Raw genomic sequence first — 14,028 nt, 5'->3', positions numbered from 1 at the left:
CAAAATGGCTGAGATTCACAGGCTGGGCGAGCCCGCCCTGCAGGCGCCGACGGAGCTGGCCGGGGACACGCCCACCATGCGGCTGTTCTCGCTGCTGGAACTGATCGCCACCAAGGACCAGCTCTTCACGCTCCAGGGCCTGGTGGAGGAAACGGGCACACCCAAGCCCACGCTGCACCGCATGCTGCAGCAGCTGGAAGGCTCCGGCCTTCTGATCCGGGAGAACAACGGCCGGCACTACGGCACCGGGGTGCGGCTGCGGCGCATGGCGGAGAATCTGCTGATCAATGACATGCACCACGGCGCACGCCATGCGGTGCTGCGAAACCTGGTCGCGGAACTGGGCGAGAGCTGCAACGTGACGGCGGTGTCCGGCAGCGAAGTGGTCTACCTGGACCGTATCGAAACGTCCGAACCGCTGCGGATCACCCTCCAGCCCGGCTCCCGGGTGCCGGTGCACTGCTCGGCCAGCGGGAAGATGATCCTCTCCCAGCTCAGCCCGGCACAGCGCAGGCGCCTCATTGCCGCCGCGCCGCTGGAACGCTACACGAACAAGACCGTGACGGACCCCGAGCTGATCGAGGAGGAACTCCAGCGCGTCCGCCGGGACGGCTACGCGATCGACGACGAGGAATTCCTCCCAGGCATGGTGTGCGTGGCCGTGCTGGTTCCCACAGCGAACACCGTGTCCAACCTCTGCGTCGCGGTCCAGGCGCCGGTCATGCGGCTCACCCCCGAGAAGGGGCTGAAGCTGCTCCCGGCCCTGCAGCGTGCTGCGGCGGCGATCGGTCTGATCGAGGCAGAGGCCGGTTCCGGCACCGCTGAAGGAACCGTCGACGGCGGCAGCACCACCGGGGGCAGCCAGGCCGGGGCGGCCGGCATCGACGCGGGCCGCTCTGACGGCGTGGAGGACGAGCTGTGGACCAGCTGAGCCGCCTGATGCCGGACGAGATGGTTTCAGTCCGCGAGGTGTTCAATCTCGATTCTGACCTCAAGGTGGCGGCCTTCCGGGAAGCCGACGAGCACGTCCCCGAGGTGGACCCCGCCTACCGTTTCAACCACGACGTCACCCTGGCCATCCTGGCCGCCTTCACCCGGAACCGGCGGATGCTGCTCCAGGGCCTGCACGGCACAGGCAAGTCCACGCACATCGAGCAGGTGGCCGCGCGGCTGAACTGGCCCTGTGTCCGGGTGAACCTGGACGGCCACATCAGCCGCCTTGACCTGGTGGGCCGCGACACCGTGGTGCTGAAGGACGGCAAGCAGGTCACCGAGTTCCAGGAAGGGATTGTCCCCTGGGCCATCCAACGGCCCGTGGCCCTGATCCTGGACGAGTACGACGCCGGCCGCCCGGACGTGATGTTCGTGATCCAGCGGCTTCTGGAACGCGACGGCAAGCTGACCCTGCTGGACCAGAACCGGGTCCTTGACGTGCACCCCGGGTTCCGGCTCTTTGCCACGGCCAACACCGTGGGACTGGGAAACCTCAACGGCATGTACCACGGCGTCCAGCGGCTCAACCATGCGCAGATCGACCGCTGGAACATCGTCGCCGCCCTGAACCATCCCCCGGCGGAGGACGAGATCGGGATCGTGCTGGCGCGGGTCCCTGAGCTGGACGACGCGGCCGGCCGAAAACTGGTGGCGTCCATGGTGGCCGTGGCCAAGCTGACGCGGGACGGCTTCCGGGTGGGCGATCTGTCCACCCTGATGTCCCCGCGCACCGTCATCACCTGGGCCGAGAACATCGGGATCTTCGGCGATCCCGGCAAGGCGTTCCAGCTGTCCTTCGTCAACAAGTGCGATGAAGCCGAGCAGCCACTCATTGCCGAGTACTTCCAGCGCTGCTTTGACCGGGAGCTGGAAGCGCCACGGACCTCGGGGTACCTGCCCGCCGAGCTGCCGCCGACCCGCGCCTTCGCTGCCGCCGCGGCCAGCTAAGGGCCGCCCATGGCCTCCCTGGCGGAACAGACGGAGCAGGCGGAGAGGGAAGGGGCGGAGACCGCCGCCCGGCAGCTCGCCGCCACCTCGCTGCGCCGCCGCAAGCAGACCCTTGAACTGTGCGCCGCAGCCATGCGCGGGCTCAGCAGGCAGGGCGGCCTGCACTTCCGCGGCCCCGCGCTGTACCGGGAGAGCACCCCGGTGGCCATGCCCGCGCCCCATCTCCACCCGGGCACGGACGCCGTTACCTTGGACGCCTTCCGCGGCGCGGCGGACGGCATGGCGCTGCGGCTGCAGCACAGCGATGCCGCGCTGCATGCGGAGTTCTGCCCCGCAACGCCGGCACGAAGGCTGGTGTTTGAGATGCTCGAACAGTTCCGTACCGAGTCGCTGGCCGACGCCGCCATGCCGGGGGTCCGGGCCAACCTGAACCGCCGCTTCCAGCAATGGTCCCGGGAGTTCGAGGCGTCCACGCTGGCGGACACGGACCTGGGACTCATTCTCTTCACCGTGGCCCAGGTCTGCCGGGCGAGGATCACCGCGGAGCCGATGTCCCCGGACTTCGAGGACCGGATTGAATCCGCCCGGGCCGAGCTTGCCCCGCACCTCGGCACGCATCTGGCCGCCCTGCGGCGGGAACGGTTCTCCCAGCCGGGCTTTGCCCGCCATTCCCTCGCCATCGCGGAGACCGTCGCCGCCATCAGCGAGCACCTGGAAGCCCGGGAAGCGCGGCCCTCCCGCTCCAGCGGCCGGGTGCCGCAGTTCCAGCTGCTCTTCGATCAGGACAGCAACGACGACGCCGTCCCCACCGCCGGGTATGGGCGCAGCGATGCGCTGGAAGCCGGAGGGGACGGCTACCGAAAGTTCACCACGGCCTATGACCGCGAGCTCCACGCCACGGATTTGGTCCGCGCCGAACTACTGCGCGGATATCGGCAGCAGCTGGACGACGACATTGCCAGGCAGGGCATCAACGTGCCCCGGCTGGGCCGTGCCCTGGGCGCGGTGCTGTCCACAGCCGTCCAGGACGGCTGGGACGGCGACGCCATTGAGGGCCGGCTCGACGGCAGCAGGCTCGCCCGGCTGGTCACGGCATCCGGGGACCGCAGGGTGTTCCGGACCGAACGGATCGAACCCCGGACCGACGCTACAGTGACGTTCCTGGTGGACTGCTCCGGTTCCATGAAGGAGCACAGCGCCGCCGTGGCCGCCCTGGTGGACGTCTACGCGCGCGCCCTGGAACTGGCGGGGGCGCGCTGCGAAGTCCTGGGCTTCACCACCGCCGCCTGGAACGGCGGCCGCGCCGGGAAGGACTGGATCCGTACCGGCAGGCCCCCGCATCCGGGGCGGCTCAACGAGGTGCGGCACCTGGTCTTCAAGGACGCAGACACCCCGTGGCGGCGGGCCCGCCCGGCCATTGCCGGGCTCATGAAGAAGGACCTGTTCCGTGAAGGAGTCGACGGCGAGGCCGTGGACTGGGCCTGCGCTCGGCTCGGGGGCGGCCCTGGGAACGGCGGCACGGGGAGCAACGGCTCCGAACGGCGGATCCTGCTGGTGGTGTCCGACGGCAGCCCGATGGACGGCGCCACCGCCCTGGCCAACGACGGCCACTATCTGGAACAGCATCTCCGGGATGTCGTGGCGGCGCACGAAGCCGCCGGCAACGCGGAGATCTTCGGACTGGGCGTGGGGCTGGATCTCTCGCCGTATTACCGCAGGAACATCGCACTGGACCTCTCGCGCGGAAGCAGTGCCGCCGTCGTCGGGCAGGTCCTGGCCATGCTTGCCGGACGCCGCTGACGCTACCCCCGTGCGGCGAAGCCGCTCAACGCAAAAGCCCGCCGCGGGGATGTGCCTCCATTGGCACTTCCCCGCGGCGGGCTTTACGGACCGGACGGACATCCGGCCTGAAGATCAGGGGCGGGCCGCTACCGGCTGCTTGTCGGGCTCCTCCTCGAGCCCTTCAGCCGAGGGGTCCAAGGACGGATCCGCCGGAAGGTCGGCGGCGTCGTTGCCGGCTTCTTCTCCAGGCGTACGGCCGTAGCGCCGGCGCAGCTCGTAGCTGAGCAGGATGATCACGAGCGTCACGCCGCTCATCACGAACTGGGTCTGGGTGCTGGGCAGCAGGGCCATGGCGGCGATGACCAAGAGCATAAGCGCGATGGTTGCGTAGCTGAGCCACGGGAACAGCCACATCTTCAGTTTCAGCGCGCCGGGGTCGTCGCGGTCCAGCCTCTTGCGCAGCACCACCTGTGACAGTGCGATCGCCAGGTAGACGAAGAGCGCCACGGCACCGTAGGAGTTCACCAGGAAGGCGAACACCACATCGCCCCACACGTAGACACACACCACCGAAACGTAGCCCACGGTGGTGCCCAGCAGGATGGCACGGCGCGGAACGCCGCTCCGTGACAGCTTGGTGAAGAACTTGGGGGCATCGCCGTTGCGGGTGAGCGCAAACAGCATGCGCGAGGTGGTGTACAGGGCTGAGTTCAGGCACGAGAGCACTGCCGTGAGGACAATGAAGTTCATGATGGTGGACACCGCCGGGATACCCAGGACGTCCAGCACCGCCGCGTAGGGGCTCACGCCGACGCTCTCGGCATCCCACCTCTGGATCGCCACCACCACGAAGATCGAGCCGACGTAGAAGGTCACCACCCGGGCCACGATGGAGCGCATGGCCTTCTTGACGGAACGCTCGGGGTCTTCGGACTCGGCGGCCGCAATGGTGATGATTTCCGCGCCGGTGTAGAAGGCCACACAGGGAACGACGGCGGCCAGCACGGCACCCCAGCCCAGCGGCGTGAAGCCACCGTGGTCAAAGAGGTTGCCGATGCCCGGCGTCGACTCGGGCCACAGGCCGGTGATCCACAGTACGCCCAGCCCCAGGAACAGGACGATGGCCACCACTTTGATGGAGCTGAACCAGTACTCGAACTCGCCGAAGGAGCGGGCCGAAGCCATGTTCGTGGCGCTCAGTACCACCATCAGGCCCAGGCTGAGCATCCACAACGGAACCATGGGGAACCACAGCTGGATGATCCGGCCACCGGCAATCGCCTCGACTGCCACCACAATCACAAAGAAGTACCAGTACATCCAGCCGGTGGCGAACCCGGCCCGCTGTCCCAGCGCCTGGCGTGCGTAGACATAAAAAGAGCCCACCACCGGACGCGCTACGGCCATTTCGGCCAGCATCCGCATGAGGAGCAAGGTGATGACGCCTGCGATCGCAAACGAGACGATGGCCGCCGGGCCGGTGCTGCTGATCACAACGCCACTGCCGACGAACAACCCGGCACCGATGACGCCCCCAATGGCGATCAAATTCATGTGTCTGTTCTTGAGGCCCTTGCTAAGGCCGGCGTTGTCGGCCTGCCGGGGTTCGGCTTGATACACGTTTCCTCCAAGATGCTCTGACGAAACCCGTTGAAGTGCACTTCGGTGCCCGCGCCACGAAGCGCGAAGCCAGGTCCACCGGAGGTTCGGACCGTACTGCAATCACTGGGTGATTCAGATCACTCCTCCTGGTGTAGCCATAAACCTACGGAGCCGACATAGGGGGTGCACAGGGCCAGATCACGCGGAAAAGAGGGAGCCAGCGTTGAAAGCGTGGGTCCAGGAAGTGTCTCATGGCTGCAGTCCCGTCCGAAGATGACTGCACCTCCACCGCCGCGACCTCCGCGTTCCGATAGTGGAAACCTGGGAGGACCGGCCTCCGGTTTAGGCTTTTGCCATGGACTCCCCCGAAGTACAGCAGGCACTCGCCGCCCTGCGGCACAGGCTCGACGGCGGCCGGCGGCTACTCCTGGGCATCACGGGCGCACCCGGCTCCGGCAAGTCCACGTTCGCGGCCCGGCTGCAGCGGGAGTTCGGCCCTGGTACCGCCGTCGTGGTGCCGATGGACGGCTTCCACCTGGGCAACGCGATCATCAACGGCACACCGCTGCGACAGCGCAAGGGCGCAATGGACACGTTCGACGTCGGCGGCTACCTCTCGCTGTTGCAGCGGCTCGTGCGGCGGAATGAGGCCGTGGTGTACGCGCCCGAGTTCCGGCGGACTTTGGACGAACCGGTGGCCGCGTCCATCGCAGTCCCCGCGTCCGTGCCGCTGGTGATCACCGAGGGAAACTATCTGCTGGCGGAGATGCCTGAGTGGAAGGATGTCCGGGCGCAGCTGGATGAGGTCTGGTTCATGGATTCCCCTCCCGCGCTGCGGCTGGCCCGGCTGGTGGACCGGCACGTGGAATTCGGCATGGACCGGGCCGCAGCGGAGGCGTGGGCGGCGGGACCGGATGAGGCCAACGCGGTGATAATCGAGGCAACGCGGCAGGGCGCCGACCGGATCATCCCGTGGTGCCAGGACATCGGCTAGGAATCCAGGACATCGGCTAGGAATACTGGGGCAAGGGCCGGGGTTCTTGGCTGGGACGAGAATCCACAAACGAATGGAGAGCGCTCATGACTGCACCATTGGTACACCTCGGCGACGGCCTCAACGTCAGCCCCCTGGGTTTCGGCGGCATGGCCCTCACCCCGGTCTACGGCGAAGTTGACCCGCACGAGGCCCTCAAAACCCTGCACCATGCGGTGGATGCCGGCGTCAGCTTCATTGACACCGCGGACATCTACGGCGGAGGCAGCAACGAGCAACTCATCGCGCAGCTGCTCAAGGACCGGCGGGGTGAAGTGCAGCTCGCCACGAAGTTTTCCCTGGTGGGCTCGCCGGCTGATGGCTACACGGATGTCCGGGGAGATGCCGCCTACGTTCGGCAGGCGGTCGACGCCAGCCTGAAGCGGCTTGGCACGGACGTGATCGACCTCTACTACATGCACCGCCGTGACCTCCGCGTTCCGATTGTGGAAACCGTGGAGGCCATGGCGGGGCTGGTGCAGCAGGGCAAGGTCAAACACCTCGGCCTGTCAGAGGTGACCGCGCAGGAGCTGGCCGAAGCCCACTCCGTGCACCCCATCGCCGCGGTCCAAAGCGAATGGTCCATCTGGAGCCGCGATGTGGAACGCAACGTGGTTCCGGCCGCGGCCAGCCTGGGCGTCGGCTTTGTGCCGTATTCGCCACTGGGCCGGGGATTCCTCACCGGCACGGTGGACGCTTCCAGTTTGGGAGCCAACGACTTCCGACGCCGGATCCCGCGGTTCGCCGCGGACGCCTTTGACGCGAACCAGGGCGTCGTGGCGGCCGTGCGGACGGTCGCCACTGAGCTGTCTGCAACACCTGCCCAGGTTGCACTCGCGTGGCTGCTGGAGCAGGGCAAACGGCGGGGACTGGCCGTGGTCCCCATCTCCGGCACGCGCAAGACGCACCGGATCGACGAAAACCTGGGCGCCCTGTCCCTGGACCTGACCCCGGCGCAACTGGAGGCGCTGGACCAGGCTGCGGACGCCGTCGTCGGCTCCCGCTCGGCGGACCCCAACTGGGTGTCCCAGGGCCGTGAATAGACTGAAACCCATGGACACGCTCATTCACGACCTCCCCGACATCACCATCCGCAGCATTTCCGTCAGCGAGATGAACAACAACGTGTACCTGCTGACCGCGAAGGCCAGCGGCGCACAGCTGCTGATTGATGCCGCGGACGACCTTCCGGCCATCCAGGCGATGCTGCAGGACGCCGCTGCGGATACCGCGGCCACAACCAGACTGGCGCAGATTGCAACGACGCACCAGCATTGGGACCACGTCCGGGTACTGCCGGCGTTGGTGGCAGCCACGGGCGCCCCAACCCTTGCCGGAAAGGACGACGCCGAGGCGATGCCAGTGCCCGTGGACCGGATCCTGGAACAGGGGGATACCTGCGCCGTGGACGGCTTCGAGCTCACCGCCGTGCACCTGCGCGGCCATACCCCGGGATCGATCGCGTTTGTGTACCAGGCCCCGGAAGGGCCCGCCCACATTTTCAGCGGGGATTCGTTGTTCCCGGGCGGCGTGGGCAACACCCAGAATGATCCTCAGCGGTTCACGTCGCTGCTGGACGATGTCACCGCGCGGCTGTTCGAGGCCTACCCGGACGACACATTGGTGCACCCGGGCCACGGCAGCCCCACCACCCTCGGCGCGGAACGCCCGCACCTTGAGGAGTGGCGCGCCCGCGGCTGGTAACTTTCGCTACGCTTTCCGGCTGGCGCTGCGCTTCGTGATTTGCGCTACGCGAAATGCCGGTCGCTGCGGATATATCCGTCGCGGCCGGCATTCTGCGTATCGCTAGCTACTTTACGTAGCGAAAACACGAATCTTAGCGGCTGCGGCGTTCGTTCGAGGCCGGAGCCGACGCGCGGCGGGGACCGCTGCGTGCCGGACGGCCACTGCCGCCACCGTTACCGGCGTACGAGCCACCGGACGTGCCGCCGGTGTTGGAGGACCAAACAGCCTTGTTGCCGGCGTTGCCACCGTTGCCCGAGTTGCCGCCGTTGCCCGTGGAGGCACCGGCGCGCTGGCCGGATCCACCCGTGCGGGCACCTGCACCGGCGCCCGCAGTGCGGGCTCCGGCTGCGCGCTGGCCCGTTGCCGGACGTCCGCCGCGCTGTCCGCCGGTGGTTGCCGGGCGGCCCGTGCCGCCACGGGGAGCATCGCTGCGGGTAACGCGTGAATCAGAACGGCCGTCGGAACCGCGGCCGGCCGCTGCACGGCCACCTGCTGCGGGGACGTCGTTGCGGTGCGTGGAGCCTGTGGCGCCGTGGCCGCGGGAATTGCGGCGAGCAGCAGCTGCTGCAATGGCGCGGTCCTCGTTCTGCTCAGCTACACGGTCAAATGCTGCCCGTGCCTCGGTGCGGCCTTCGTAGGCAACAGCGCGGCGCTCGGCGCGCGGAAGATCGGTGCGGGTCGGCTCAGCGGAGACGCGTCCACGTCCACCACGGCCGCCACGGCCACCGGCGGTGGGGCCTTCCTGGCTGCGGCGGGCGCGCTTGCGCTCGGCGTTGGCACCCGTGGAGGTGCCGCCACCCTGCTGTGCGGACTTTTTGGCGAGAAGAGCGGCGCGGGTGCGCGGATCGATCTTATCGGCCATTTCGCCCACGAGCTCGGCAACCAGCGGGGAGTTGGCGGTGACGCGCTCGAAGTTGACCTCGACGCCGGCCGCCTTCATGAGCTTCTTGACGTCGGACTGCTGCTCCGGGAGGGTCAGCGTGACCACGGTGCCGTCCGAACCTGCGCGGGCCGTACGGCCTGAGCGGTGGAGGTATGCCTTGTGCTCTGTGGGCGGATCCACGTGGATCACCAGTTCGACGTCGTCCACGTGGACGCCGCGGGCTGCGACGTCGGTGGCCACCAGGACGCGGACGTCACCGGAGGAAAACTCGGCCAGGTTGCGGTCACGGGCGTTCTGCGAGAGGTTGCCGTGCAGATCGACGGCGGGGATCCCGGCGTCGGTAAGGGTCTTGGCCAGCTTGCGGGCGTGGTGCTTGGTCCGCATAAAGAGGACGCGGCGGCCGGCGCCCGAGGCGAGCTCAACGATCAGCTGCTTCTTGACGGTCTGGTCGTTGACCACCAGGACGTGGTGCTCCATGGTGGTCACGGCGGCCTGTGACTCGTCCACGGCGTGGGTCAGCGGGTTGGACAGGTAGCGCTGGACGATCTTGTCCACGCCGTTGTCCAGGGTGGCGGAGAACAGCAGTCGCTGGCCCTGGCTGGGGGTCATGTCCATGAGCTTCTTGACCACCGGGAGGAAGCCGAGGTCGGCCATGTGGTCGGCCTCGTCCAGGACGGTGATCTCGACGCCTTCGAGCGTCAGGATGCGCTGGCGGATCAGGTCCTCCAGGCGGCCCGGGCAGGCGATGACAATGTCGACGCCGGCGCGCAGCGCCTTTTCCTGGCGTGCCTGGGAGATGCCGCCGTAGATCACGGTGGTGGTCAGGCCCATGGCCTTGGCCATCGGCTCGATGGTGGCGTTGATCTGGGTGGCCAGTTCACGGGTCGGCGCGAGGACCAGGCCCATGGGGCGGCCGGGCTTGCGGAAGTGCTTGGCTTCCCGCTCAGCGAGTCGTGCTACAAGCGGGATGGCGAAAGCGATGGTCTTGCCGGAGCCGGTGCGGCCGCGGCCCAGGACGTCGCGTCCGGCCAGGGTGTCCGGGAGGGTCTTGACCTGGATGGGGAACGGCTCAACAATTCCCTGTGCGGTGAGGGTGTCGGCAAGTTCTTTGGGTGTGCCGAGGGCAGCAAAAGTAGTCATATATTTCATGGTCTTTCAGGCGGTATCCGTGCGGATATCGGCCCCCGATGCCGGTTGGCTCAAGGGTTTCGCCGAAGAAAAGTCAGGTGATCAACCGTGCTGCTGCCCAATTCTGGGCGGCGGCTGGGACCAAATGGAACGCGTTCATCGACGCAGGATGTGCCTCTCACATGAAAAAACCCGCTTCCCAAATGAAGGGACGAGCGGGCATCACTGCACATCAAGTCCCCTAAGCGTACCATCCCCGCGCCTTGGCCTCTTTCAGGCAGGTGGTGCTGGGGGTGCTGGCGTTGCCTTTGGGTGCCCGGCAGGCGCAGGCTTGAGGCATGACTGAACAGGGTGCGGACCACCACCACACAACGGACGACGGCGACACCCGGCTGGGGGATGCACCGCAGCGCAGTGCCGCCGAGGCGTGGGACGAAAGGTACCGGAGCAAGCCGAAATTCTGGAGCGGGAAACCCAACCCGCAACTGGTCCGCGAAGGCGCTGGACTGAAGCCGGGCAAGGCGCTGGACCTGGGCTGCGGCGAAGGGGCCGACGCCATCTGGCTCGCCCAGCAGGGCTGGACCGTCACCGCCGTCGACGTTTCCGCCGTCGCTCTGGAACGGGCAGCAACCCACGAAAAGTCGGCCCTGGACCGCGAGAGTGTGCACGCCGAGGGAGCGGGTGAAATTCCCAGCCGCATCCACTGGCAACAGTGTGATCTGGAGGACTGGCAGCCCACGGCAACCTTCGATCTGGTGACCTCCCAGTTCCTGCATTCCCCGCACCTGGCGTGGCAGGGTCCGCTGCGGACGGCGGCTGCGGCGGTCAAGCCGGGCGGCACGCTGCTGATCGTGGGCCATCATCCGGACCACCTGCCGCCGTGGGGAAACCACACCAGACCGGAGATGTTCTACACCCCGGCGCAGCTCGTGGCGGAGCTCGGCCTGGACTCGCCGGACTGGCAGCTGGAGGTCAACACCACACGGGAGCGGACGGCTTCGGGTCCTGACGGCGAGGAAGCCATCATCGGCGACACCGTACTCCGCGCCACCCGGCTGGCTTGAGTTTTTGTAGTTAGCGGGAAACCCGCGGCGCCACCGCAACCGCGGCGACGGCCACCACCGCCGTCAGTGCGAAGACCCCCGCGAACGATTCCGCCGTCGTCGTAAACGCCGCGAACACGATGCCCGTGGCGGCGAGCGCCAGCGCCCCGCCCAGCGAGTCCGAGATGGACATCGCCGAGCTGTTGAAGCCTTCGTTTTCCTTGGCGGACATGGCGAGCGTCATCACGCTGAGCCGCGGATACAGCAGCCCCATGCCGCCGCCGGCGAAGAGCCAGCCGGCAATCGCGACGGCGGCAGGCCAGTGGAGCGCCGACGTCGCCAGCGTGAGGAGAATGGCTCCCAGCACGAGCGCTGAGCCGATGCGCACCGCGGCCCGGTGCTTCAGCCGGGTGCCGAGGCGGCCCTGAATGGCGGCCGCGGCTGCCCACGACAACGCGCCTCCGGTGAGTGCCAGGCCGGCGAACGTCGGCGGGAACTGGTACTCCTCGATCAGCAGGTACGGCAGGTAGACCTCGGCGCCGAAGAATGCGGCAGACGCCAGGCCGCGGGTCAGGATCACGCTGGGCAGGCCGCGGCGGGCGAGCAGTGTTCCGCGCGGTACCAGCGGCCGCACGGCTACGAGGGCAATCACGACGGCGGCCGCGGCCAGGAGTGCCGGGGCTGCGGGAATGCCCGCGATGGTGACTCCGGCGGAGAGGTTCAGCCCCAGCACAGCGAGCGCGGCGAGCGCCGCCCAGGCCAGGCGGCCCAGCGCCCAGGGCGGGACCGTGGCCTGCTCAGCAGGCCGGTCGATGCCGCGGAGCACCGGAACAATCATCACGAGGGCGGGCACCACCAGGCCCACCACACCCAGGAACACCCAGTGCCAGCTCAGGACCTCCGCCACGATGCCGGCCGCGAACGGGCCCACCAGGGACGGGATCACCCACGCGGCGGAGAAGGCAGCGAAGATCCCGGGGTGCAGGACGGCCGGGTAGACGCGGGCCACCACCACGTAGAGCGCCACCGTCAGCGCGCCGCCGCCAAGCCCCTGCACCAGGCGGCCGGCAACCAGCATGGGCATGGACACGGCCGTGCCCGCGATGATCAGGCCCAGCACGAACAGGGCCACGGAGGCGTACAGCGGGACTGTTGGGCCGCGGCGGTCCGACCAGTTTCCGGCCGCCACCATCCCGATCACGCCGGTGGCCAGCGGCCCGGCGAAGGCCAGCGCATACAGGCTGGCGCCGTCGAGCTCGCGGCTGACGACAGGCATGATGGTGGTCACGGCGAGCGATTCGAAGGCCGCGAGGAACACCAGGGCACATGCGCCGATGGTGACCCACAGGTACGGTCGCTGCAGGATCCCGGCTGTGGTGGCGGAATGCGTGGCCGGCAGGGCGGGTTCCTGCACGCTATTGGCCCGATCGGCTGGAGTCGCCGATGTAGCGGTTCCGGCCCGCGCGGTAACCGAACACCGCGGCCAGTGAACCGACCACCAGGAACAGCACCCCGGCGGCCGTGAACGATCCCGTGGCCTGGTGCAGCTGGCCCACCATCAGCGTGCCGGTGGAACCTAGCCCGTAGCCCACGCCCTGCATCATCCCGGACAGGTGCGCCGCGGTGTGCCCGTCGCGGGTCCGCAGCATGATCATGGTCAGGGCAACCGCGGTGAGGCTTCCCTGGCCCAGGCCGAGCAGCCCCGTCCACACCCAGATGAGTTCCAGGGGTCCGAAGATGCTCAGCGCAAACCCGCCGCCGGTCATCAGCGCCACCACTACAGCGATGGCCCGCTGGTCACGGAACCTCGCCGCCAGTGCAGGGGCAAACAGCGAACCCGTCATCTGGAGCACGATCGAAACAGAGACCATCAGGCCGGCCGTGCCGCCGTCCACGCCGCGTTCGCGCAGGATCGGCGCCAGCCAGGCAAAAACGCTGAAGGACATCATGGCCTGCAGCACCATGAAGATGGTCACCTGCCATGCCACCGCCGAACGCCACACGTTGACGCCGAGGTTGGCGGCCTGGTGCCGGACGGGATGCTGGCGCAGCGCCACCGGAAGGAACAGCAAAAGTACGACGGCGGCAGGAACGGCCCAGAACCACAGCGCCGAGGTCCACTCCCCCGTCGCCGTGAAGACGGGGTAGGTAAAGCCGGCTCCGAGGGCGGCCGACGCGCAGATGGCAGTGGTGTACAGGCCGCCCATGAGACCCAGCCGATGCGGGAAATCGCGCTTCACCAGCCCTGGCAGCAATACGTTGCACAGGGCGATGGCGGCACCGCAGGCAGCAGTTCCCGCCAGCAAAGTAGGGAGGTGGCCGGCACCGGGCACGAGGCCGCCGATGTCCGCGGGCCGCAGCAGCAGCCCCGCCGTGAGTACTGCCATGGCACCAAGCAGGACGCGTTCGGCGCCGAACCGGCGGGCCAGGACAGGGGCCAGCGGCGCGAAGACCCCCAGGAGCGTCACGGGCACGGTGGTGAGCACCACGACGGCCCAGCCCGGCAGGCCGGCGTCGGACGTGATCTCCGGAAGAACCGCAGCGAAACTGGAGAACACCGTGCGGAGGTTCAGCCCGATAAGCACCAGGCAGAGGCCCAGGTACACGAGCGCGCGCCGGCTGCCCCGCGGGCTCTCCGGACCGCCGCCCGACTGGCCCGGAAGGCGCGTCGGGGCGGCTGGGGGGATGTCGTCGATTTCGGCGTCGATCAGCAGTCCAGGCACGTCAACGTTGTCAGCACGGGTCACGGGACCCATTCTGTCATTGCGCATCCTTGAGCCCTCACGCCCGGACTGGCCTTGGCGCCAGCCGGCCCTTGCGAAGTTATCCACATAGGCCAGAAAGGGGCTGGTGACCCGCTTGGAGCGACT

Annotated in this window: 11 protein-coding genes; 7 read left to right on the top strand and 4 right to left on the bottom strand. The window is 68.1% G+C overall.

Features of this window, described 5'->3' with window-relative positions; translation table 11 throughout:
- The first annotated feature begins 4 nt into the window (after positions 1-4).
- The 3 genes from MUN23_RS10450 to MUN23_RS10440 are packed head-to-tail and all read left to right on the top strand — an operon-like array spanning position 5 to position 3,741.
- Complete coding sequence (locus MUN23_RS10450) at positions 5-931, top strand: IclR family transcriptional regulator (RefSeq protein ID WP_248763745.1); 927 nt, start codon at positions 5-7, stop codon at positions 929-931.
- Positions 919-1,941, top strand: a complete 1,023-nt coding sequence (locus tag MUN23_RS10445) for an AAA family ATPase (RefSeq protein ID WP_248763743.1) — start codon at positions 919-921, stop codon at positions 1,939-1,941. Before MUN23_RS10450 ends, MUN23_RS10445 begins: the two co-directional genes overlap by 13 nt.
- A 9-nt stretch (positions 1,942-1,950) precedes the next feature.
- Positions 1,951-3,741 carry a cobalt chelatase gene (locus tag MUN23_RS10440; protein WP_248763742.1) on the top strand — a complete coding sequence of 597 codons (1,791 nt, stop codon included), beginning with the start codon at positions 1,951-1,953 and terminating at the stop codon, positions 3,739-3,741.
- 114 nt (positions 3,742-3,855) lie between these two features.
- Here the strand turns inward: MUN23_RS10440 and MUN23_RS10435 are convergent, their stop codons facing one another.
- The gene (locus MUN23_RS10435; RefSeq protein WP_248763741.1) at positions 3,856-5,277 is read right to left on the bottom strand and encodes an amino acid permease; all 1,422 of its coding nucleotides are present in this window, start codon (positions 5,275-5,277) and stop codon (positions 3,856-3,858) included.
- 403 nt (positions 5,278-5,680) lie between these two features.
- Between MUN23_RS10435 and MUN23_RS10430 the strand changes: the two genes are divergently transcribed.
- From MUN23_RS10430 to MUN23_RS10420, 3 genes are all read left to right on the top strand, one after another.
- The gene (locus tag MUN23_RS10430) at positions 5,681-6,319 is read left to right on the top strand and encodes a nucleoside/nucleotide kinase family protein (protein ID WP_248763740.1); all 639 of its coding nucleotides are present in this window, start codon (positions 5,681-5,683) and stop codon (positions 6,317-6,319) included.
- 86 nt (positions 6,320-6,405) lie between these two features.
- Positions 6,406-7,401 (top strand): aldo/keto reductase, encoded by a 996-nt coding sequence (locus MUN23_RS10425; RefSeq protein WP_248763738.1) that lies wholly within the window; start codon positions 6,406-6,408, stop codon positions 7,399-7,401.
- Positions 7,402-7,411: 10 nt separating this feature from the next.
- Positions 7,412-8,062 (top strand): MBL fold metallo-hydrolase, encoded by a 651-nt coding sequence (locus tag MUN23_RS10420; RefSeq protein WP_248763737.1) that lies wholly within the window; start codon positions 7,412-7,414, stop codon positions 8,060-8,062.
- A 133-nt stretch (positions 8,063-8,195) separates the two neighbouring features.
- On the opposite strand, the gene MUN23_RS10415 is transcribed toward MUN23_RS10420, so the two are convergent.
- A complete protein-coding gene (locus MUN23_RS10415; protein ID WP_248763736.1) occupies positions 8,196-10,127 on the bottom strand; it encodes a DEAD/DEAH box helicase in 1,932 nt (643 codons plus the stop codon).
- Between the two features lie 326 nt (positions 10,128-10,453).
- Here MUN23_RS10415 and MUN23_RS10410 point away from each other — a divergent pair, with 326 nt between their 5' ends.
- Positions 10,454-11,179, top strand: coding sequence for a bifunctional 2-polyprenyl-6-hydroxyphenol methylase/3-demethylubiquinol 3-O-methyltransferase UbiG (locus MUN23_RS10410; protein ID WP_248763735.1), 726 nt, complete (start codon positions 10,454-10,456; stop codon positions 11,177-11,179).
- Positions 11,180-11,189: 10 nt separating this feature from the next.
- Here the strand turns inward: MUN23_RS10410 and MUN23_RS10405 are convergent, their stop codons facing one another.
- Both MUN23_RS10405 and MUN23_RS10400 read right to left on the bottom strand, forming a co-directional pair.
- Positions 11,190-12,572 (bottom strand): MFS transporter, encoded by a 1,383-nt coding sequence (locus MUN23_RS10405; RefSeq protein ID WP_248763734.1) that lies wholly within the window; start codon positions 12,570-12,572, stop codon positions 11,190-11,192.
- Position 12,573: 1 nt separating this feature from the next.
- On the bottom strand, positions 12,574-13,914 hold the full coding sequence (locus MUN23_RS10400) for an MFS transporter (RefSeq protein ID WP_248764051.1): 1,341 nt from the start codon (positions 13,912-13,914) through the stop codon (positions 12,574-12,576).
- Positions 13,915-14,028 lie beyond the last annotated feature (114 nt).

Source organism: Pseudarthrobacter sp. SSS035 (genome assembly GCF_023273875.1).
Lineage (GTDB): Bacteria > Actinomycetota > Actinomycetes > Actinomycetales > Micrococcaceae > Arthrobacter.
Note: the sequence above shows the minus strand (reverse complement) of the source record. Positions and strands in the feature narration are given on the sequence as shown.